Origin of the sequence: Vibrio maerlii (assembly GCF_003415655.1) — a bacterium.
Taxonomy (GTDB): Bacteria; Pseudomonadota; Gammaproteobacteria; order Enterobacterales; family Vibrionaceae; genus Vibrio; species Vibrio maerlii.
The window spans coordinates 216,983-237,918 of record NZ_QRHC01000006.1 but is presented as its reverse complement, the minus strand read 5'-3'; the positions used below and the strand labels follow the sequence as shown (position 1 = coordinate 237,918).

Genomic DNA, 20,936 nt, shown 5'->3' with positions numbered 1-20,936 from the left:
AACACAGTTAATAGTTGATCGAGTCAACAAAAAGAGTATATTTGTTGACTCAGTCAACTATTGAGTTTTGATAATGAACAGCTTTCGCTCTATCAACCACACCATGCACAGCATTCGTCTTAAAACCAGACACAAAATGATTGCTGAAGTCGAAAGAAACCAAGTCGAAATGACCTATATCGACCATAAGATGATGTTGGATATTGATAAGTTTGGTCTTGCCTCTCAACAGATGCTCGTCGAGTCAATGAACCGAGACAAGGGACAGATAGCGCGAATGACCAATCGCCTGCAAAAGCAGGAATTAATTGAGAAAAAAAGTAACCCTGAAGACAAACGCTCGGTGCAACTGTGTCTAACGGAAAAAGGTCATCAGGTACTGCAAAATTTAGAGTCAGTGGAATCACAAATGCTTGAACGCATGTTTGCTGATTTCTCTGATGATGAGGCTGCTGTTCTAAAAAAGCTGGTAGAAAAGATTGACCGAAATTTAGGGTCTGGTGACCTTTCACGGTGAAAAGTTAACCCGACACTAACCTAGGGCTCGTTAAACTGTCTTCGCATTCTATTTTTGGAGTATTTTAGTGACAACTAAACAACCAATACTGGGGAAATCAGGCACACTATTTTTCTTAGTGCTGATCAGTGCCTTTCCTCCTCTCACCATCGATCTATATTTACCTGCATTGCCGCAGATGGTCGATCTACTCAATACTGAACAATCCATGGTAAACCTCACATTAAGTAGCTACTTTGTGACTTACGCTGTGGGCCTCCTTTTCTGGGGACCATTGAGTGAGAAGTTAGGTCGAAAGCCTATTTTGTTGACCGGCATCCTCATCTACATTGCTGCCAGTCTTTTATGTGCGGTGTCAGGGAGTATCGAGTTCTTGATTGCCTCACGTATTGCTCAGGCTTTCGGGGGTAGTGCCATTACCGTTATTTCTACCGCGGTCGTAAAGGATATGTACCAAGGCCGTGAACGTGAGAAGATCATGGCAACGGTAATGTCGTTAGTGATCATCGCACCTATGGTCGCACCTATCTTTGGCGCCTTCTTGTTAAAAGTCGCGTCATGGCGAATGATGTTTGTCTCACTTGCAGTATTTGGCACCCTCGCCTTTGGTCTAGCCCTTTGCTACAAGGAAACGCTTGAGGAGCGCTACACCGGTACGCTCGTTAAATCTTGGACTCGCTTGTTTACGGTATTAAACAACCCTAAGTTTGTCGGATTACTGCTCATTTTCTCTGTTGTACCTATGGCACTCATGGCTTTCTTAGCGGCTGGCTCTTACATCTATATTGATGGTTTCGGCCTAACAGAGCAGCAATTTAGCTATGCATTCTCGTTTAACGCGCTGTGTGCATCATTTGGTCCTAGCTTGTATATGAAGTTGTCTCGTAAGGTATCGATTCAATCCATCATCACAGCATGCTTTGCACTGCTAGTAGTCTGTGGCGTTGCGATGTTGGCCATTGGTCATACGTCTCCATTCGCCTTCGCCTTGATTTGTGCGCCAGCAACACTGGCTATTATTGCCACTCGTGTACCTGGTACTAATTTAATGCTCGAGCAACAAGACAAGGACACGGGTTCTGCTGTTGCCATTATCCAATTTGTCAGCATGATTTCTGGCTCTTTAGGCATGGTATTGGTATCGCTAAATCCAGACAGCTTGATCACCAACCTTGGGTTGATTCAACTGGTCATTGGTATTGTGACTTTAATTGGCTGGTTGTTGGTACGCCATCGCCCACATGTACAGAGCTATTTCCTAAAACAAACTAATCCATAATCATATCTACTCCAAAAGCTCTGCTTGCGCGGAGCTTTTCATTCTCTCAGTAAGTGTTTTAGATCTAAGACACCCAAAGATCTAGATCACATATTTATCGTTCATATCGACATATTTGTACACCAATCGAACACATATCCGACACGTCATCTAAGCTCAACTATCTATTCCTAAACAAACTGCTCGTTATTTGGTATTAGGCAGGACTGTAACACTATGATCACTCACTCTTCGTTTATCTATACGTCTGATGAACAATTGAGCCAACAAATCAGCACACCCCAACTGATCGGCCAATACCAAACTGCGCAAGCCACCTTGATTCAAATATACTCTCATTCTGCAAATACGAAGCGTTTTGAGCGTATCGCTCAGCTACTCACTCAGCGATTCCCCAACGCAACGATCGTCGGAGCTACCACCATAGGAGAGATTCATCAAGGTCAGTTACAAATTAGTCAAACCACCGTTGATATCACCTTTTTTGAAGCAACAGCACTCACTGTGTTCTCAAGCTGTTGTAAAACTGATATCGGTTTAGAGGTTGGTCGTAAACTTGGAGAGCAAATCGAGTCAGAATGTACGGACATTGCGGGCGTGATGGTACTTGCAACACCCATAAACTTCGACACAACAGGGTTGATTGACTCCTTAGGCAAATACACCGGACACTACCCTGTTTTTGGCGGGGGTGCCGGCAGCTATATCGATATGGAAACCTCGCTCGTTTATGCCAATAATCGATGTTATGAGCGTGGCGTTGTTGTCGTTGTGTTCTCTAGCACCGAACTAGAAATCCTCGCAGAGTCTTACCTCGGTTGGCGTCCCTTGAGTAAACCGATGACAATTACTGAATCAGATGGCCTGGTAATAAAAAGTATCGACAACAAACCGGCATTTGATATCTATGAGAAATATTTAGAGATAAAGAATGACGAGAATTTCTTCATGAATGCACTCGAATTTCCTCTCCTATTAAAGCGTGATGGCGAATGGTTAGCGCGTGTTCCTGTTATCGCATCAGATAAACGGGAGTTAGAGTTCATCTCCGACGTGAATAATGCTGAAGTGGTTTCACTTGGATACGGGGATCTAGAAGAGATACTGTCGGATGCTAGAGAGCTACATAGAAGGGTCGAAGATTTTGCTCCTTCAGTGATATATCTGTTTAGTTGCGGTTGCCGACGTTTTTTATTGCAAGACGAGGTTGATATTGAAACAGCTCCCTTTCAATCCATCGCACCAACTTCAGGTTTTTACACTTATGGTGAATATCTCGGTCATGACGAGGTGAGCTTTCTCAATTCAACCTTAGTGTGTGTCGCTTTACGCGAAGGAAAAAAGCCATCCGCACCACCAATTCCCTCCGATGAGCAACGTCAAACCACACTCGAAATCAATGATCCGTATGCAAACCAGCATACGCGTGTTGTCAGTCGCCTCTTAACTTTTATTAAGAACTTATCTGAAGAGCTAGTCGATACCCAACAAGAACTGAGGTATCAAGCGAGAACTGATCACCTGACAAGATTGCATAATCGAATCTCTCTCGATGAATCTCTCAATGAACGATTAAAACATGCGAACCGATACCAATCGCATTTTTCAGTCATTCTCATCGATATAGATCACTTCAAGTTGGTGAACGATCAATTTGGGCATTTAGTTGGAGACCAGTTGCTGATCGACTTTGCGACAAGGCTGAATAAGGTGTGCCGCAGCGTGGATATTCTTGGACGTTGGGGAGGCGAAGAGTTTTTGATCGTCGCACCCAACACCAATATCAGTCAATCTATCGATTTTGCCCACAACATTAAGAAGGCGATCAGCGAATCCGAGTTTGATGCTGTGGGATTCAAAACTGTAAGTATTGGTGTTGCCTCATGGCAATTGGGGGAAAGTATTCAATCTTTGCTTGAGAGAGCAGATGAAGCGCTATATCGCGCCAAAAATAATGGTAGGAATCAAGTTCAAGCCTAACGCTGTTCATCAGAAGACCTGTTCACCAGAGATAGCTTGAACTTCGGAATGTAGATATTGACTTAATCAATGTTCTTAACTGAAATTCGAGATTTAAATTCAAATACCTTTTCAGCACACACATCGATACAGCGACCACAACTGATACAATTTTGATCCATAACGCGTCTGTCACCCTCTTTCAGAGGGTGCCTTAACACATCGGGTTCAGGACATACGTTGTAGCAATCCATACACTTTGTGCAGTCCTCACGCTTGGTGGCCACCACTCGAATCAAGCTTTGTGAACCAATCACCCCATAGGTTGCACCTAACGGACATAAATGGCCACACCAACCGTGTTCAACCAAAACCAAGTCCAACAAGAACACGAGTAAGATCAATACCCAGCCGGCACCTATACCAAACACTAAACCACGATGCAGTGTTGCGACAGGATCAATCCAAGCCCAAAGCGTTGTGCCTGCAGCATAACTGCCGATCAATAGTACTGGAATAAGCAGGTAACGAAGCTTCGATGACCATTGGTAGCTCATGCGAATACCCAGCTTGCGTCGCAACCATGCAGCAAAGTCCGTCACCACATTCAGTGGACAAACCCATGCACAAAATGCTCGTGGTGCTAAAAGCATGTAGAAGCCCACCACTATCGCAACGCCAATCAATGCATTGGCTTCTGGCCAATGACCGGCGGCGATGGTTTGCATAACAAGTAATGGATCGCTAAGGGGAATCACATCAAACAAGGTGCTAGAAGAAAGATTGCCTTTAAACACCCCCGCCGTAGGACCTAGGATAAAGAGCCCCATGATCAAGAATTGACTTAAGCGTCTGAGTACGAGGAAGCGATGTGCTTTCCACCAACCTAGTTCTCTGACTGCATCTTTACCCGCGTCTTTTGCAAGATTTTTAGCCATTACTTACCTCCTTTGTTCGGAGTTAAGTTTTCAATACGAACGTCAAGGCTTTCAGTCATTGCACCTGTTGTTTCACCGGATTTTTCATCCCAGCTCAGCTCGTAGAAGTCACCCAACTTACCTTTCGCTAACGCGGTTGGAACCACTTTAATCGCTGCTTCATCAAGTACACACGCATGTTCACACTTACCACAACCTGTGCATGCATCAGAGTGAACGGTAGGAATCATTTTTGCGTGATAGCCTGTACGTTCGTTTCGTACATACTCAAGCGTAATCGCCTCATCAATCACAGGGCAAACGCGATAACACACATCACAGCGCAAGCCCAACCAATTTAAGCAGGTCTCATGATCTATGAGCACCGCGGTTCCCATTCGCGCTTTGTCGATATCAACCAAGCTATGGTCTAGCGCGCCAGTTGGACATGCAGGTACACAAGGAATGTCTTCACACATCTCACATGGGATATCTCTAGCAGAAAAATAGGGGGTACCAGATGCGACAGGTGATAATAGCGATGCAAGCTTCAGTGTATCGTACGGACATGCCTGAACACACAACCCGCAACGAATACAAGCGCTTTCGAAATCACCTTCAGGTAAGGCTCCTGGTGGTCTAATTGGTACACCGCTACCGCCACCAGCTTGGCTCTGCTTAGATTGAATGCCCAGAATGGTTGCCGCTGCGCCAACTCCAACTGCGGTTCTGGTAACATCTTTAAGGAAACGACGCCGAGAGTTCGCCATTGGTTTGTTATTACTCTTCATCAAAATGGGCCCTTTCAACAATAACCCCAATATATATAAGTATATATTGACAAAGGGAAGAAGGGACGAACTATCGCCTACCCCAAAAGAATTATACAAAGGTGCGCTTGATTCAGATCAAACCGTACCTAACACAATTTTCTCCATTAATATTTTTGAGCGATCACAATCTTATTATCTACGCACGTACAGGAATAAGCCTAACAAAGCATAAAAAACCAACAAACATCGCACTTTATCGCAAAATAAACCAATAATTAATTTTCAATCGATATTAAATTAACTTAATTAATAAAATATCAGCATTAATTTCCAACAAAAAATTACACTACAACGTTCCAAAAAATAATTATATGGTATACCATAAATAAAGTATTACCACTGTCGGACAGGGATCCACCAATGCCAAAACGTAGTAAAGAAGACACGTTAATTACTATCAACACAATTTTAGATGAAGCGACCAACCAATTGCTAAATGTAGGTTACGACGACATGTCTTATACAACGTTGAGTAAAGCAACCGGTATATCTCGAACTGGCATCAGCCACCACTTTCCAAAGAAAACAGATTTCACACAGGCACTTAAAGGCCGATTTCTGCAAATGTTTATGTCTCACTTAAACATCTCGGCGACAGAGAAAGAATTTGTCCAAAGCTGGGAAAGTGCACTGCTTGACCAAGAGTTTGCTTCCATTTGCCATTTGATTATTCATCAAGTGACCAACGACAGTGCCTCTGAGTTCGCAAGTTCTATCATTGAACAAATTAAAAACATCGCTTTCGAGCTGTTTAACGAGAGCGGTAAAAAGAGCGTTGAATGGCTACTGGGTATGACAATGGCAAGCATCGCACTCAGCACAGCGACGGAAAAGGCAGCATAAGCGCTCCAACGAACAAGCTGTTTATTGTCTAAACACTTACCTTATTTGAAAGCGCCACACGGCGCTTTTTTATTGCTTTATTGACCTGTAACATCTCCTCGCCAGTTTTAGTTCGCTACCCTACGCTTCCTGTTCCCACAAATTAAGTAATGAATTATGGCTAACCAACAACGTCTTGTTGACCATTTCTGTCAACTTATCCGCATCGATAGTGAATCTAAGAACGAAAAAGAAATCGCTGAAACTCTGAGTACTCAACTAAAAGAGCTGGGTTTTGACGTAAAAGAGCTTGCTGTTCCTGCTGAAGTCTCTAACGGTTTCAACATCTATGCTCGCCTAGACGGCAAACTAGAAGAGAGCATTGTTCTGAGCTGTCACATGGATACGGTAACACCAGGTATTGGTATCGAGCCAATCATCGAAGATGGCATCATTAGCTCGAAGGGTAACACTATCCTGGGTGGTGATGACAAGTCTGGTATTGCGGCAATCATGGAAGCTGTTCGTCAAATTCAAGAACAAAACTTGGAACACAAAACGATTGAGCTGGCATTCACTGTCTATGAAGAAGGTGGTCTATTTGGCTCACTAAACTACGACATGAGCCACATCCAAGCAGACAAAGCGATCGTTCTGGACAGCGGCGGCCCAATTGGCACCATCATTACCGTTGCACCAGGCCAACAAAAACTGACTGTTGATATCACGGGTAAACCAGCACACGCAGGTCTAGCGCCAGAAGAAGGCATCAATGCATTAACAGTAGCGGCAGATGCAATCATGCAAATGAAGCTGGGTCGAATCGATGAAGAGACCACATCAAACATCGGTATCGTTCAAGGTGGCCAAGCAACAAACATCGTAATGCCTGAGCTGCACCTTGTTGCGGAAGCTCGTTCGCTAGATGACGACAAGCTTTCTGCTCAAGTAGCGCATATGGTTGAAGTATTTGAGCACACCGCAGAGAAGCACGGTGCAACAATCAACATCGAATCTGAACGCTCTTATGACGCCTACAAGATCGCAGATGAACATCCGCTCGTTCTTTCACTATCAAAAGCATTCCTTGAGCAAGGTTTCGAACCACAAACCAAACCTACAGGCGGTGGTAGCGATGCCAACAATTTCAACTCGAAAGGCCTTACAACCGTTAACGTATCGACCGGTATGGCGAAGGTACACACGACTGAAGAGTTCATCGCAATTAAAGATATGGTTGCTATCTCTGACGTGCTAACCACTTACCTAACCACTAAGTAATTCGCTCGCTGAGCCTTACAAAGCTTGAACTAAAACAGCCGCAATCGCGGCTGTTTTTTATTGCCTCTGAAATTAGAAGCCTCTTCGACGCCAAAACTCACCTTCGTCTCTGGCATAAAGGTGAAATGTTTTCTCAGCAACGACTCTTCCCTGCATCTCAATCTCCATCCGCCAAGGCCCAAGCTTATTGTCAATGGGGAGCCAGATAGTATCACCAAGATAGAAATCCCAATCATTGCTACCAATGTGCTCCTCACCATCAAAGGGTTCTAGTACTTCACCGTCATCAGTCGTGATATCAGGATGATAGATGCAGTAACGGATCTTCTGCCCTTTGGCCTTTTTAATGTTCACGATAAAGCCAAACTCTACATCAACCTCAGCGTAGACATACGTGGTGAATTCTTGAATCTTGGGAAGATCTTTAGATTTGGAATCCCATGTGGTATAGATCCCGTATGAGGTCATCTCTATTACTGGAGAACGTTTGGCCATAATCGCTTGATTTGATGTTAGATAATTAATAAAGCAACGCTAACAGAGTTCTTAACACCTCTCAATGCTTGATGCACCTGATGTTTAATATCTCACCAACTAGGTCTCGTGAGTTGATTGGTTTTGGTTGCAGACTCTATTTTAGTTATCGACATCACAATTATAATACGTTAACTTGGATGTATAGACGTCTAAAAATAGCTTATGGAGTTAGCTGTGCCAATTAAGATTCCTGATCAATTACCTGCTTCTGATGTACTTCGCACCGAAAATATCTTCGTCATGCAAGATTCTCAGGCTTCGACTCAGATGATTCGTCCACTGAAGGTACTGATCTTAAACTTAATGCCGAAAAAGATTGAGACGGAGACTCAGTTTTTACGACTGCTTTCAAACACCCCCCTTCAGGTTGATATCGAACTGCTGCGTATCGATAACCGTCCAAGTAAGAACACCCCTACTGAGCACCTAGATAACTTCTACCGTCAATTTGAAATGGTGAAAGATCGTAACTTCGATGGTTTGATCATCACTGGTGCACCACTTGGTCTGGTGCAATTTGAAGACGTGATTTACTGGGAACATCTGCAGTCCATCATGAACTGGGCAAAAGAACATGTCACTTCAACATTGTATGTGTGTTGGGCAGCTCAAGCAGGGCTTAAATTGCTTTACGACTTGCCGAAGAAAACACGTAAAGAAAAACTATCTGGTGTGTACAACCATACTACGCTAGATCAATTTAACCCACTACTACGTGGCTTTGACGATACCTTCCTGGCGCCACATTCACGTTATGCTGACTTTTCTGCTGATTACCTAGAAGAGCATACAGACTTGGATATTCTGGCCACTTCTGACGTTGCCGGTGTTTATCTTGCTGCAACCAAAGACAAGCGTAATGTGTTCGTGACTGGCCACCCAGAGTACGACTCTCATACCCTTCATAACGAATATGTGCGTGATTTGGGTGAAGGCATGGAACCGGCAATTCCAGTCAACTATTACCCGAATAACAACCCAGACAATCCTCCTACTGCAAGCTGGCGTAGCCACGGGCATTTGTTATTTTCTAACTGGCTCAACTACTGCGTTTACCAACAAACGCCTTATGACCTTGAGCACTTCTCCGAAGAGAATTTCACACACTACGATTAAGCTCGATTGAACTTAGTTGTCACTCAATCGAATTTACGACTCAAGCCGCAGTAATTACTGCGGCTTTTCATTATAAATCTGAGTAGATAACCAACCCAATCGCAAAACCCCTCGCTTCATCACCAAAATAAAAACTATTGCCTTAACATACGTCCGCTCTACAAAACCTTTCAAAAGGGACCCTGCCAGTGATGCGTTTACCTCACTCATTTACGTCTGTATTTTTTAGCTCTCTCTTAACAGGATGTATCACTGTCACTGAGGGTAAGGTCGAAATGGTACAAGACACTAAACAAATGGCGGAGTCTCGTATCTCGCTCGGTTTAGGTTACTTAGAAAACGGCAATATGCTCAAAGCACGAGAAAACTTGGAACTGGCGATCAAACACGCGCCTAAATACTATCGGGCGCAACTATCCCTTGCTCATTACTATGAAAAAGTTGACGAGCCCAAGCAGGCTGAACTGCGTTATAAGAAAGCGCTAAAGCTCGCCCCTAAAAATGGCAATGTGCTCAATAACTACGGTACGTTTTTGTGCAAACAAGGTAAGTTTGAAATAGCAGATGAATACTTTAATCGAGCGATAGAGCAACCTCATTACTTGCTACTCTCTTCGAGTTACGAAAATGCCGGTTTGTGTGCATTAAAGTCTGGCGACGATACAAAGGCAAAACATTACTTCGAACGAGCGCTCGACTATAACCCGTATCGGGCGCTATCGACGTTGCAAATCGCTCAGATTGAAATTGATGAAAAAGCGTATAGCGATGCACGTATACGCTTGATGAAGTTCCACCAGCAATATGGTTACAGAGTAACGTCGCTGCAACTTCTGTCCCGGTTAGAGGCCGAAGTTGGCAATAAAGCATTGCAGCAACGCTATCAAAATAAATTAGATCAAATACTAACGAAGCAAGATGATTAGCTGTATTAGTTCAGGTCTGAATTAGTACAGTTCAAGTTAACTTACCTACCAACTAGAGTGATGTGATTTCTTGTGAAATGTCCAAGCGACAAAGCGACTCACTTTTTGTCCTTGAGACATTTCGTGGATCTGAACTTCTTCAACACCCATTTTTACCAGCTGTCTCTGTAGCGGGCGAACGTTCTCTTTCTTAGACACTAAGGTCGAAAACCAAAGCACTTGTTCGCTGAACTGACGGCTCTCTGCTGCCATTCGACGAATGAATCGACTCTCTCCACCGTCACACCAAAGTTCATTGCTCTGCCCCCCAAAATTCAAAGAATCTTTCGTTTCTGGCTTCACCTTCGATTGATTTCCGCGCTTATTACGACTTTTTGCTAAGTTAGCCACTTTACGCTGCGTGCCCTGCATCGCTTCCTGCGCTGACTGATGAAAAGGAGGATTACATGTAGTGATGTGGTAACGTTCACCTTGTTTAATCACACCAGCAAAGAATGACTCATTATCTTTTTGCAAACGCAGTTCAACAGAGCCTTTCAGGTTGGGATTCATCTCAACAATGTGTTTTGCATTCTTCACGGATGCAGGGTCGATATCTGCTCCCACCGAGTGCCAATGATAAGCTTGGCAACCTACTATTGGATAGATGCAGTTAGCACCAGCACCAATATCTAAATGGTTTAGCTCGGCTGGCTTTCGCTCGATACTTTTCTCAAGCATCTCTGCTGCTCGGTGGATATAGTCAGCACGGCCAGGGATCGGTGGGCATAGGTAGCCCTGAGGAATATCCCAGTAAGTCACGTCAAAGTGTTGAGCTAACAGACCTTTATTCAAAAGCTTCACAGCTACTGAATCAGAAAAGCTGATGGTCTTGCCACCCTTAGGATTATCAACCACCTTGCTCGCCAATTCAGGAACTAACTTGGTAAGAAGCTTAAAGTTGTAATTGCCCTTTAATGTATTGGCTTTATGCAAACCATTCGCACGCACTTTTATCACGGGGACACTTGGTGTATCCGATTTTGCCGCATTAGATTGGCCTTTAGAGCTCGCCCTTGATTCGGTCTTTGAACGGGACTTTTCGCGCTTAAGCCTAGTAGCTTTTTCGGTTCCATTGGGCTTCATTACGCTTTCCCCTTGCTGAGCTCTAGATAAATCATGTACAAGCGTGCATCAAACTCAAGTTGATGGTAATCAGGCTCCATATGACAGCACAGCTGGTAAAAGGCCTTGTCGTGTTCTTTCTCTTTGATATGAGCAAGCTCGTGAACCACCAGCATTCGCAATAACGCTTCAGGTGCATCTTTAAACACGTTGGCAATACGGATTTCATTTACTGAGCGTAGCTTGCCACCATGATTTTTGGAGACGAAGGTATGTAAACCGAGAGCATTGTTGATCAGGTGGATCTTTCCATCATAAACCACCTTCTTAATCGGTGGTGTCTTGCGCATATATCGCTGCTTAATATCCATCGCATATTGATAAAGAGCTTGCTCACTCTTAATCTCATGTCGATCTGGATAACGCTTATCGAACCAAGTTGAAAACTTACCTGATTGAATCATCCTTTCCACTTGTTCTACCAAGTGAGTTGGGTAGCCTTGAATATAGCGAAGATGGTTGCTCATGAATGCTCTCAATGAAAAATGAGGCGCGAGTGTAACACACTCCAGAGCTTTAAATCGAAACTTGAAAGCAGTACAATCCGACGCCCTAAATCATCAATCGGATAAAGACCATGCGCAGACTCGTTTTGTACGTAAAAGACAAATGCCCGCACTGTAAAGATGCTCAACGTTACCTCGATGAGAAGGGTTACCCTTACCGCCTGACTAATGCAAAAATGCAGCGTGGGCGCAAAGAACTCGATGCCATTGGTGCTCGTTCTCTGCCTGTACTCAAGATTGGTGATCAAATCATGATTGGTTGGAATCCAAAGAACTTTGAGCGTATGTACAAAGCTAAATAATGGCTGGGTAACGGTCAGTTCAGGTCTGAATTAGTACAACCTAACGCTGCGACACATTCTGGCGAACAAACTCAATAAAGGTTTGGTTCGCCTTAGACAAATACCCCTCTTTCCTACTTGCTAACGCCAAATCCAAATAGACCGGCTCTGCAAATGGGATACCCTTTACCCCTTCTTCGGCATCACTCACTATTTCTAACAACGCTGTAATTGCATACTCGTGCTTAACAATATTGAGAATCATCGTCATGAGGTTAGTCTCAAATGAGTAAATTGGAGATAGGTTTCTCTGCTCACAAAGGGAGTCAATAAACTCACGGTGAAAATACTCAGGCTTAAACATCACCAACTCTTGTTGGAAAAAGGTCTGGTAATCGATTGTGTCAAGCTCACTCAGAGGGTGCTCTTTACCCACAACAGCCACCATTTGAGAACGAATTAAGGGCTCTGTAACCAGGCTTTCTGGCACATCTCGATTGAGTATCACACCAAGGTCAAGCTCACCCGACTCCAACATTCGACGAATCGATTGGGTGCCGGCTTCAACCAAGTATATTTTGAGCTGTGGGTACTTTGATTTAAATGCCATTAAGACAGGTGGAAAAAAGTAAGAACCCATCATGCTTGGCACCCCAAGCCTTACCTCTCCCTTTTCTAGCCCATTCAGTTCCGCCATCTCTGTTGTTGCATCTTCTACCGCTTGAAGGATCCGAACGGCATGTAGCATCAAGGCTTTACCTTCATCAGTCAGTGCTACCGTACGATCACGGCGATGAAATAAGCTTAGCCCCAACTGTTGCTCAAACTTCTTGATCGAAATACTCAAGGCAGGTTGTGCAATATTCAGGACTTGCGCCGCTTTAGTGAAATTGCCCAACTCAGCTACGGCCTTGAAATGTTTAAGTTGTCGAATATCCATATATCTTTTTGATCTAGAATCCATAACTGCAATATATTTCATTTATCTTGTGTATATTGTTATCTTCCTCACCAATATGAGGAAGAATTATGATCGCTCACAAGTCCAAAGCCTACTTTGTTGTTTCTTGCGCGCTTGCGTTTGGGTCTTTTATTGTCTTTTGTAACCTCTATTTGCTTCAGCCAGTGCTTCCTAAACTCATGCAACATTTTCACGTTTCAGAAGTCACGATTAATTGGGTATTTGCCGCGACCTCACTCGCCCTTTCATGCAGCTTAGTACCTTGGGCGTTACTATCGGAACGCGTTGGACGCAGACCAGTAATGCTAACTGGGTTGCTGCTGACACCACTATCGACTGTCATCATTCTTTTTTCTCAGAGTATTGAAGCGTTGATTGTCGCTCGTGCATTGGTCGGTCTATCGCTTTCTGCTTTTGCCGGGGTTGCGGTCGCTTATATGGCTGAGGAATTCGATCCGCACGCCTTTAGATCCGCAATAGGGGCTTACATAGCGGCAAATTCACTTGGAGGGATTATTGGTCGTTTATATGGCGGCTTTGTTTCAGATAGCTTTGGCTGGCAAACCGCCTATTACCTACTGTCGGTACTAACAATACTAGTCGCGCTCTTTGTTTGGAAGGTACTTCCTAAACAGCAACACTTCAAAACACAGAGATTGTCACTATTTGACAATATTCAAAATATTAAACGCCATTTGACCAATTACAGCTTATGGTTTGCGATGCTAGTTGGAGGCGTAAACTTCGCCATTTTTGTCAACGTCTATTCGGTGATGACCTTTCGGCTCTCTTTGGAACCCTACTCTTTATCGACAAGCGTGACGTCAATGATCTTTATTTGCTATCTAGCGGGCACATTTAGTTCATCATTAACAGGGAAATGGAAAAAATACAGTCCAACCACAGGCATGCTGGTTGGGGCTAGTATTAGCTTTTTAGGCGTGCTCTGCACCCTAGGTGAACCGCTCTATCTTCTTGCCCTTGGTCTACTGTTAATCAGCTTTGGATCGTTCTTCCTACATACTCTCGCCTATGGTTGGGTAAGTACCAATGCTACACATGCGAAAGCAACAGCCACCTCACTGTATCTTGTTCATTATTATATTGGGGGAAGTCTAGGTGGGTTCCTTCTGCTTAGCCTTTGGCAACATTGGGCTTGGAATGGTGTCGTAGGCGGAGCATGCGCCCTTTACGTGTTGCTGAGCGTTCTGATTCTATCCCTTGTCAAACGTAAAGAACCTCAGTCAAAAGCACTCGCTTAGATGTACCCGAGTCTCTCATCTGATAGAATCTGCTGACAATAATATTAAGGACATACAATGCCAGCATCACAAGCTCAACAAGCAACTCAAGAATGGCTAGAAGATGTGGTCATCGGGCTCAACCTCTGCCCTTTTGCTCACAAGCCAAATAAGAACAAGCAGATAAAGATCGCCGTTTCAAACGCAACCAGCGAAGAGGAACTTCTTGAGTTCATCTTATTGGAACTCAAAGAACTCGATAGCAAAGACCCACAAGAACTCGAAACTACTCTTGTTGTAGCAACCGGTATGCTGCAAGACTTTATGGATTACAACTTCTTCTTGGATTGGGTTGATGCATTGCTCAAACAGGAAGAATATGAGGGCATCTATCAGGTTGCGAGTTTCCACCCTGATTATGTTTTCGGTGGCACTGAGCCAGAGGATGAAGAAAACCTGACTAACCGTTCTCCATATCCAACCATCCACCTCATTCGCGAGGAGTCGATGGAAAAGGTGTTAAAACACTATCCTGATCCTGAAGCGATCCCAGATAACAACATCGAACGAGTTTGCTCTCTTTCTTCTGAGGAAAAACGTAAACTTTTCCCTTATCTGTTTGTATAATCCCACATTCTCAATTTTTTCTAAGGTTTTTCTATGCAACTTAGCCAATTAACGCAGCCAATTTTTGACCACCTGTACAAGGACATTACAGAGTTTCGTTCTACGTTTGATCTCCCTGTTGCTGATGAAGCCTCTCTAGACCAACAAGCAGATACACTACATACCTCACTTGCTATTGAGGAATTGACCGAGCTAGCTGAAGCAGACAACAAAACAGAGCAAGCGGATGCGATCATCGACAGCGTTTACGTACTAATGGGTCGTCTAGTGCACCTCGGCCACAGCAAGATTGGAGACAACCTAGCGATCAGCTATCTGATTGACATTCTGCTTAACGTGGCTAAAAACCGCGGTATCGAGTTCCTACCATGTTGGGACGAAGTGCATTCAAGCAACATGAGCAAGGTATGTCGCAACGAGTCAGAATACGCAGAAACCGAAGCCTTTTATGCAAAACAAGGTATTAAGCTAATGGCTGTTGCTAAGGGGGAGTACATCATTGCGAAATGTGCAGAAGACTTCGTTCAAGAAGGTAAAACCGTTCGTAAAGGTAAGGTGTTAAAGTCTGTTTACTACCGTCCAGCAGACCTTGTTCCTCTGACTGCATAACGTTATTGAGTTACGAGATATACCTAACTCAAATCGTCATTCGTGACCTCTCTGTAGCGAATGACCAAACGTCAGAAAAAAAAGCACCCAGTTAACAAGGCTTAACTGGGTGCAAGCTGCCTAAACCAGTCTCTGAGTTTGAAGCAGTACGGACGAGAATGTATCAATATCAAACCGGCTTGCGTAAGTTAGACAAAACCGGCGATATACCTCTAAAGTGCTATATACATGCCAACTTTTAAAATCCAATAAAATCAGCACCTTAATAAAAAATCAAACACTTAGGTTCATTCCCTCGCACCACAAACATGCAGATTTGCACACGTTCAGGTCACAGCTTTTGCTTTAGGTCACAATGACTGTTTCACTATCAGTAGCTAGTATTCTCACTTTTGTATCATAAAGGTCAGTCAAGGCCCGTTCTGTCATCACTTGTTGAGGTATTCCATAAGCAACCTTTACTCCTTCCTTAATCATCAGCACCTTATCTGCATACTTTAAGGTTTTATTGAGATCATGATTGGCGACGATGACGGTCAGGCCTTGTTGTGCCATCCAGTCAACAAATTGATAAAGCAAACCTTGCTGGCCAATATCTAGTGGCGCAGCAGGTTCATCAAGGATGAGTAACTTTGCTGTAGAGTTGAGTGTCGGCCACACTTGAAGTGCAGTAGCGGCTAGGCGAACACGTTGCCACTCCCCACCAGAAAGCTCAAAGACTGAGCGATGAAGCTTGTCTTTGATATTCATCATCTCTGTCACTTGCTCAACAGCACTTTCAACAATATCTTGGTGAAGATTTGAATGGCGGTACGCTTTAGGTAAATGCAGAGCAAGATATTGAAAAACTTGGAGGTTGAACGAAGGACGCTGCGATTGAGCAAGATAAGCTCGCTGTTGTGCCAATGTTTCCAGACTCAATTCAGCAATATCTTGACCTTCGATAGTAACCTCACCCTGATAGAAATCGATTCCTGATATGGCATTGAGCAGCGTACTTTTGCCACATCCATTCGGTCCAATAACGTGCAGCACTTCTCCTGCGTTCACTTCAAAGGACAGTGGCAGTAAGCGAGTATCAACCTGGAGGTTATTAACGTGAATCATGATTTTTCAACAGCATCCAAATGAAGATAGGTGCGCCTATGGTCGTGGTTACCACACCAACAGGTAGCTCAGCTGAGTCAAGGGATACTCGAGCCAGGATATCAGCAATCACCAATAACAAAGCGCCGCAGACAGCAGAAAGAGGCACCAGCTTCTCATTCTCTGTCCCTAAGCACAAACGAATGAGGTGCGGAACCACCAATCCAACAAAGCCAATCACACCACCCAGCGCGACTGAGCCGCCCACCAGTACTGAAATGGCAATAATTAGCTTCCAACGAATGGATGGGACGTTCAAACCCAATTGAGTTGCATGGTTCTCACCGAGCATTAATGTATCCAACACTCGCCCTTGAATCAGTAGCCATGCTAAAACTGGTAGCATTATCAAACTGACAACATGCTGAGGCCAGTCAGCCCCACCTAAACTCCCCATTAGCCAGTACATCAGAATTCTAAGGCTTAAGTCATCACTAAAATAGAAAGCCCAAGTTACGACAGCGCCAGACAAAATACCGAGCCCTACCCCAACCAACAACAATCTAGCGGTGGACAAGCGCATTGCGTGAGCAATGGTCACCAATAATAGGGTAAACAGCAAAGAGCCCGCCATAGCGGATACAATAAAGACATGAGGTGATGCAAACTGTGGTAAGAAAAAAAGAATGATCACCATTCCAAGGCTAGCGCCACCAGAGATCCCGAGTACTCCGGGCTCAGCAAGTACATTCCCCAGCAAGACCTGTAAAGTTGCGCCTGATGCTGCAAGAGCGGCACCGATCATCATCGCGGCTAAAAGGCGTGGTAAGCGCAGCTCCATCAAAAGCTGTTGTTCAAGCGGACCAAATAAATTACTAGGGGTGATGAATATCTCTCCTAGCATTAAATAGAAGACGCTCACGATGGATAGCGTGAGCGTAAGTAGAATAATCGCTCGATTCCATCGGCGATTCTTTTGCGCTAATAGTTGATTAAAATTCATGGTGTTATGCAGATCCGATTTGCACTCACCTTACAAGCTATATGACAAAAAAGAAAGCTGTGGACTCTAATCGTAAGTCAGTTGCTCATTTTCATAACGAGTTCGCACTTCACATACCATCAGCGCAGCACGTTGGCCAATCGTAACATGGCGGTTAGGGAACACAATCGCTTCCCCTTCGTTCTTCGCCATCAAAGGCTTATCACCATCATGACCAAAGACTTCACCGTGCATGAATTCAGTGAAATTCTCTACTTTATCGTCAAAGATAAAGTCAAAATCTTCATGCAGGCGCACAATAGTGCGACTCACGCGGTACTTCTTCGAACGTTTCGGTAAGTGCTCTGGAATCGTATTAGCAATCAGATCTCGCAGAGTAAGATCGAAAGCGTTCAGTTTCTCTAGTTGGTTGTCACCAATTCTAGCAACTTGCCCTAGTTCTAGAGTCAAAGCCTGAGCCGCAAAGTTCTCTGCACTGTACCAGCTGAATGTACTAGAAGGTGCATTAGACAATAGCACCGCCTCAATGTGTGAGTGATCGATAAATTCAAACAGCGCACGTGAACGAACTGGATAACGCACCTTTGGGCTTACTGCAAACGAGTAGTGTTTTGATAAGCGAATTGCACAGTGTAAATCCAAGTGCCAGCGAGACTCTTCTGGTGTATCAGCAAAAAACTCACCAACGACACGCTTTAGATTTTTCGCGATGGTTGCTTCTTTGCTCTCTGGATACTCTTTATTGTCGAACAATCTATTGAGGTTTTGCTCAATAAAACGAGTGTGAGCATTAGTCGCTTCTGGATGAGCGTTAATAATCAAAAGACGTTCTGTGATTCCTTGAAAGCCACTCAAGACATCATTGATAAGTTGATCAACGATTTCCATTGGGGCAGTTTCATCGCCATGGATACCCGTCGAAATAATGATGTTCTTATTCGTTTCATCAAAATACTTCGGGGTGATCTCAATAACACCACGCTCGTGCACTGCTACAGTGACACCCAATTCAGTGGTCACCGAACCGGTTTGCATTTCCTGTGTTAGATCGAGAGAGTCAAAAAGAAAAGATTGGCGAAATAAAGACTTCGACATGCGCTGCTCCTTTGTTGCACAGCGACATGTTAATGAAGAGAGCTGAAAAAATATAGCGCTACGATCTCACTTACTGATGGAGTGGTCACAAAGCAGACAATTATTCACATTAAAGTCTTGAGAACTTATACGATAACCCATTGATGATGAACAAATGATACCAGTACGGCGTACATTAGTAGCTCACTGATTTGTTGTGCCGCACCAAGGCAGTCACCAGTAAAACCACCAATACGCCGATTCAGCCATGTCATGAACAGCTGACGAAATACTGCCAAGATAAGGATAATTGTGGAAGAGGCTACAAAGGTAAATGGCAACAGCACCACAAAGCCACAAGTAAGGATAAAACCTAGTTCAGCTAATGTTTGACTATTGGCTAACGGCTTACTTTTACTCGTATCAGTGTCGCTGACATAAGGAGCACTATAAATAATGGAAGCGGCGACAGAGCGACTTGCGACATGCACTGCAACCATCAACAAAGCGAAGTATGTTGAACTGAGTTCGCTAGCAAGATAGCTAAGCAGTTGGAACTTCATTAGCAAGGCAACAATTAAGGTTGCTGCCCCATAAGTGCCAATACGACTGTCTTTCATAATAGCAAGGCGTCGTTCAATGGTCATTCCACCACCGATGCCATCTGCCATATCCGTTAATCCATCTTCGTGAAATGCCCCCGTCAAGAGAAGGCTAAATGCCATCATGCCAAGCACAGCTATATGTGACGGAAGTATGCTAGCCATCAGCAAGTATATAGCTGCACACAAAACGCCTATAATGAATCCAACCGTTGGGAAATAGCGACCACTTCGATTCATTCGCTCTGACGAGTAAGGCAGGTCTCTTGGAACAGGAATACGAGAGAAAAAGCTAACGGATAACAACAATAACTGCCATTGGTAAACCAACCATTTCATGATTACACCGTGACTCCAGCACTCTCAAAGCTTGCCATATTGTTATAGAACTCTACTGCTGCTTTAACGATAGGCAAAGCAAGCGCAGCCCCCGTTCCCTCACCTAATCGAAGGCCTAAGCTTAATAGTGGTTTAGCTTCTAGCAAATTTAGTACGATCTGATGACCAGACTCTTCGGACTGGTGGCCAAAGATCATCACTTCTCGTGAATCCGGCTCAATCAAAGTCGCGACGTAAGCCGCCACTGTTACGATAAAGCCATCCACAATAACCGGCGTATTCGATTTTGATGCTTGGAGGAATGCCCCAACCATCTGGACAATTTCGAATCCACCGACTTGTTCAAGTACTTCTTGTGGTGGAAGATCATGGCAACGGGCTACTGCTTGAGCGACCAGATCAACCTTACGTTTATACTGTTCTTCCGTAATTCCTGTGCCCAATCCAACACATTTCCCAACCGGCTCTTGGCTCAAAGCTGCCAGTATTGCCGATGCACTGCTTGTATTACCGATACCCATTTCACCAAACAACAGAACTTCGCTACCACCCGCCACTTTCTGTTTCACAATCTGCGCGCCTAATTCTAATCCTTGGTGACACTGTTCTGCGCTCATTGCTGCTGAGTGAGATAGATCAGATGTTCCACTTCCCAAACGCTGTAACACCAATGCACTATTTTCATGTTCAATCGCTTGTTCAATACCACAATCGACAACTGTCAGCTCAATGTCGTTGCTACGACAAAAACAGTTAATCGCCGCCCCACCATTTAAAAAGTTATACACCATTTGTTGAGTTACAGCACTTGGAGCAATACTCACGCCCTGTGCTGCAATACCATGGTCTCCAGCAAAGACGATAACTTGAGGTTTACGTATAGATAAAGAACGAAATTCTTCGCCGCGCTTATCGGCCAAAGTCGCTAGTTGAAAGGCGATTTGTTCTAGCTGCCCTAATGCACCTAATGGTTTGGTTTTCTGATCGATGATCTGCTGGATTTGCGATTGAACGGACATGTTTGTGAGCTCTTGTTGAATGGGCGGAAGCCATTTGTCTCAAAACCAAATACCGCTGACAAAAATCGAATGCCTCAATTGATGAGTAAATCGACTCCTTCTCAGCTTATGATAATTAGTTTTTTATAAGCTAAAAGTGCTTCCCTACACTGTGTCTGACCTTAGTGTAACTGGATTAACTTTCCGTGTGTAGATGTTAATTCGCTTTGCAAAAGTTAAATACAAATAGCTATTTAG

At 44.1% G+C, this 20,936-nt stretch carries 22 protein-coding genes; 11 read left to right on the top strand and 11 right to left on the bottom strand.

Features of this window, described 5'->3' with window-relative positions; translation table 11 throughout:
- Window positions 1–73 precede the first annotated feature (73 nt).
- From DPF91_RS12425 to DPF91_RS12415, 3 genes are all read left to right on the top strand, one after another.
- Window positions 74–517 carry a MarR family winged helix-turn-helix transcriptional regulator gene (locus DPF91_RS12425; protein ID WP_117234750.1) on the top strand — a complete coding sequence of 148 codons (444 nt, stop codon included), beginning with the start codon at window positions 74–76 and terminating at the stop codon, window positions 515–517.
- A 67-nt stretch (window positions 518–584) separates the two neighbouring features.
- Entirely contained in the window at window positions 585–1,796 is a 1,212-nt protein-coding gene (locus DPF91_RS12420) for a multidrug effflux MFS transporter (RefSeq protein WP_117234749.1), read from the top strand.
- Window positions 1,797–2,012: 216 nt separating this feature from the next.
- The gene (locus DPF91_RS12415; RefSeq protein WP_117234748.1) at window positions 2,013–3,776 is read left to right on the top strand and encodes a sensor domain-containing diguanylate cyclase; all 1,764 of its coding nucleotides are present in this window, start codon (window positions 2,013–2,015) and stop codon (window positions 3,774–3,776) included.
- A 62-nt stretch (window positions 3,777–3,838) separates the two neighbouring features.
- Here the strand turns inward: DPF91_RS12415 and napH are convergent, their stop codons facing one another.
- Both napH and napG read right to left on the bottom strand, forming a co-directional pair.
- Complete coding sequence (gene napH / locus DPF91_RS12410; RefSeq protein WP_117234747.1) at window positions 3,839–4,693, bottom strand: quinol dehydrogenase ferredoxin subunit NapH; 855 nt, start codon at window positions 4,691–4,693, stop codon at window positions 3,839–3,841.
- A complete protein-coding gene (napG, locus tag DPF91_RS12405) occupies window positions 4,693–5,463 on the bottom strand; it encodes a ferredoxin-type protein NapG (protein WP_117234746.1) in 771 nt (256 codons plus the stop codon). Before napG ends, napH begins: the two co-directional genes overlap by 1 nt.
- 402 nt (window positions 5,464–5,865) lie before the next feature.
- Here napG and DPF91_RS12400 point away from each other — a divergent pair, with 402 nt between their 5' ends.
- On the top strand, window positions 5,866–6,348 hold the full coding sequence (locus DPF91_RS12400) for a TetR family transcriptional regulator (RefSeq protein ID WP_117234745.1): 483 nt from the start codon (window positions 5,866–5,868) through the stop codon (window positions 6,346–6,348).
- A gap of 156 nt (window positions 6,349–6,504) precedes the next feature.
- The gene (locus tag DPF91_RS12395) at window positions 6,505–7,608 is read left to right on the top strand and encodes a M20/M25/M40 family metallo-hydrolase (protein ID WP_117234744.1); all 1,104 of its coding nucleotides are present in this window, start codon (window positions 6,505–6,507) and stop codon (window positions 7,606–7,608) included.
- Between the two features lie 72 nt (window positions 7,609–7,680).
- Here the strand turns inward: DPF91_RS12395 and DPF91_RS12390 are convergent, their stop codons facing one another.
- Window positions 7,681–8,103: a DUF3859 domain-containing protein gene (locus tag DPF91_RS12390; protein WP_117234743.1), complete on the bottom strand. Its 423-nt coding sequence runs from the start codon at window positions 8,101–8,103 to the stop codon at window positions 7,681–7,683.
- A 216-nt stretch (window positions 8,104–8,319) separates the two neighbouring features.
- Between DPF91_RS12390 and metA the strand changes: the two genes are divergently transcribed.
- The gene (gene metA / locus DPF91_RS12385) at window positions 8,320–9,261 is read left to right on the top strand and encodes a homoserine O-acetyltransferase MetA (RefSeq protein WP_117234874.1); all 942 of its coding nucleotides are present in this window, start codon (window positions 8,320–8,322) and stop codon (window positions 9,259–9,261) included.
- A 191-nt stretch (window positions 9,262–9,452) separates the two neighbouring features.
- Window positions 9,453–10,187: a type IV pilus biogenesis/stability protein PilW gene (pilW, locus tag DPF91_RS12380; protein ID WP_117234742.1), complete on the top strand. Its 735-nt coding sequence runs from the start codon at window positions 9,453–9,455 to the stop codon at window positions 10,185–10,187.
- 45 nt (window positions 10,188–10,232) lie between these two features.
- On the opposite strand, the gene rlmF is transcribed toward pilW, so the two are convergent.
- Both rlmF and DPF91_RS12370 read right to left on the bottom strand, forming a co-directional pair.
- Window positions 10,233–11,312 (bottom strand): 23S rRNA (adenine(1618)-N(6))-methyltransferase RlmF, encoded by a 1,080-nt coding sequence (gene rlmF / locus DPF91_RS12375; RefSeq protein ID WP_117234741.1) that lies wholly within the window; start codon window positions 11,310–11,312, stop codon window positions 10,233–10,235.
- The gene (locus tag DPF91_RS12370; RefSeq protein WP_117234740.1) at window positions 11,312–11,818 is read right to left on the bottom strand and encodes a M48 metallopeptidase family protein; all 507 of its coding nucleotides are present in this window, start codon (window positions 11,816–11,818) and stop codon (window positions 11,312–11,314) included. The genes rlmF and DPF91_RS12370 overlap by 1 nt, the downstream gene beginning before the upstream one ends.
- A gap of 110 nt (window positions 11,819–11,928) precedes the next feature.
- Between DPF91_RS12370 and DPF91_RS12365 the strand changes: the two genes are divergently transcribed.
- Window positions 11,929–12,159 carry a glutaredoxin family protein gene (locus DPF91_RS12365; RefSeq protein WP_117234739.1) on the top strand — a complete coding sequence of 77 codons (231 nt, stop codon included), beginning with the start codon at window positions 11,929–11,931 and terminating at the stop codon, window positions 12,157–12,159.
- A 40-nt stretch (window positions 12,160–12,199) separates the two neighbouring features.
- Here DPF91_RS12365 and DPF91_RS12360 read toward each other — a convergent pair whose 3' ends face one another.
- Window positions 12,200–13,078, bottom strand: a complete 879-nt coding sequence (locus tag DPF91_RS12360; RefSeq protein WP_117234738.1) for a LysR family transcriptional regulator — start codon at window positions 13,076–13,078, stop codon at window positions 12,200–12,202.
- Window positions 13,079–13,167: 89 nt separating this feature from the next.
- On the opposite strand from DPF91_RS12360, the gene DPF91_RS12355 reads away from it, so the two are divergent.
- From DPF91_RS12355 to DPF91_RS12345, 3 genes are read left to right on the top strand one after another with little or no spacing between them, the layout of a single operon-like run.
- Window positions 13,168–14,361: an MFS transporter gene (locus DPF91_RS12355; RefSeq protein ID WP_117234737.1), complete on the top strand. Its 1,194-nt coding sequence runs from the start codon at window positions 13,168–13,170 to the stop codon at window positions 14,359–14,361.
- Between the two features lie 57 nt (window positions 14,362–14,418).
- Entirely contained in the window at window positions 14,419–14,967 is a 549-nt protein-coding gene (locus tag DPF91_RS12350; protein WP_117234736.1) for a DUF1415 domain-containing protein, read from the top strand.
- Window positions 14,968–15,000: 33 nt separating this feature from the next.
- Entirely contained in the window at window positions 15,001–15,576 is a 576-nt protein-coding gene (locus tag DPF91_RS12345) for a nucleoside triphosphate pyrophosphohydrolase family protein (RefSeq protein WP_117234735.1), read from the top strand.
- Between the two features lie 345 nt (window positions 15,577–15,921).
- Here DPF91_RS12345 and btuD read toward each other — a convergent pair whose 3' ends face one another.
- From btuD to cobT, 5 genes are all read right to left on the bottom strand, one after another.
- Entirely contained in the window at window positions 15,922–16,683 is a 762-nt protein-coding gene (gene btuD, locus DPF91_RS12340; RefSeq protein ID WP_117234734.1) for a vitamin B12 ABC transporter ATP-binding protein BtuD, read from the bottom strand.
- On the bottom strand, window positions 16,670–17,665 hold the full coding sequence (btuC, locus tag DPF91_RS12335) for a vitamin B12 ABC transporter permease BtuC (RefSeq protein WP_117234733.1): 996 nt from the start codon (window positions 17,663–17,665) through the stop codon (window positions 16,670–16,672). The genes btuD and btuC overlap by 14 nt, the downstream gene beginning before the upstream one ends.
- 66 nt (window positions 17,666–17,731) lie before the next feature.
- A complete protein-coding gene (locus DPF91_RS12330; protein WP_117234732.1) occupies window positions 17,732–18,760 on the bottom strand; it encodes a succinylglutamate desuccinylase in 1,029 nt (342 codons plus the stop codon).
- Between the two features lie 125 nt (window positions 18,761–18,885).
- Window positions 18,886–19,680, bottom strand: a complete 795-nt coding sequence (locus DPF91_RS12325; protein WP_117234731.1) for an adenosylcobinamide-GDP ribazoletransferase — start codon at window positions 19,678–19,680, stop codon at window positions 18,886–18,888.
- 2 nt (window positions 19,681–19,682) lie between these two features.
- Entirely contained in the window at window positions 19,683–20,699 is a 1,017-nt protein-coding gene (gene cobT, locus DPF91_RS12320) for a nicotinate-nucleotide--dimethylbenzimidazole phosphoribosyltransferase (RefSeq protein ID WP_117234730.1), read from the bottom strand.
- Between the last annotated feature and the right edge of the window lie 237 nt (window positions 20,700–20,936).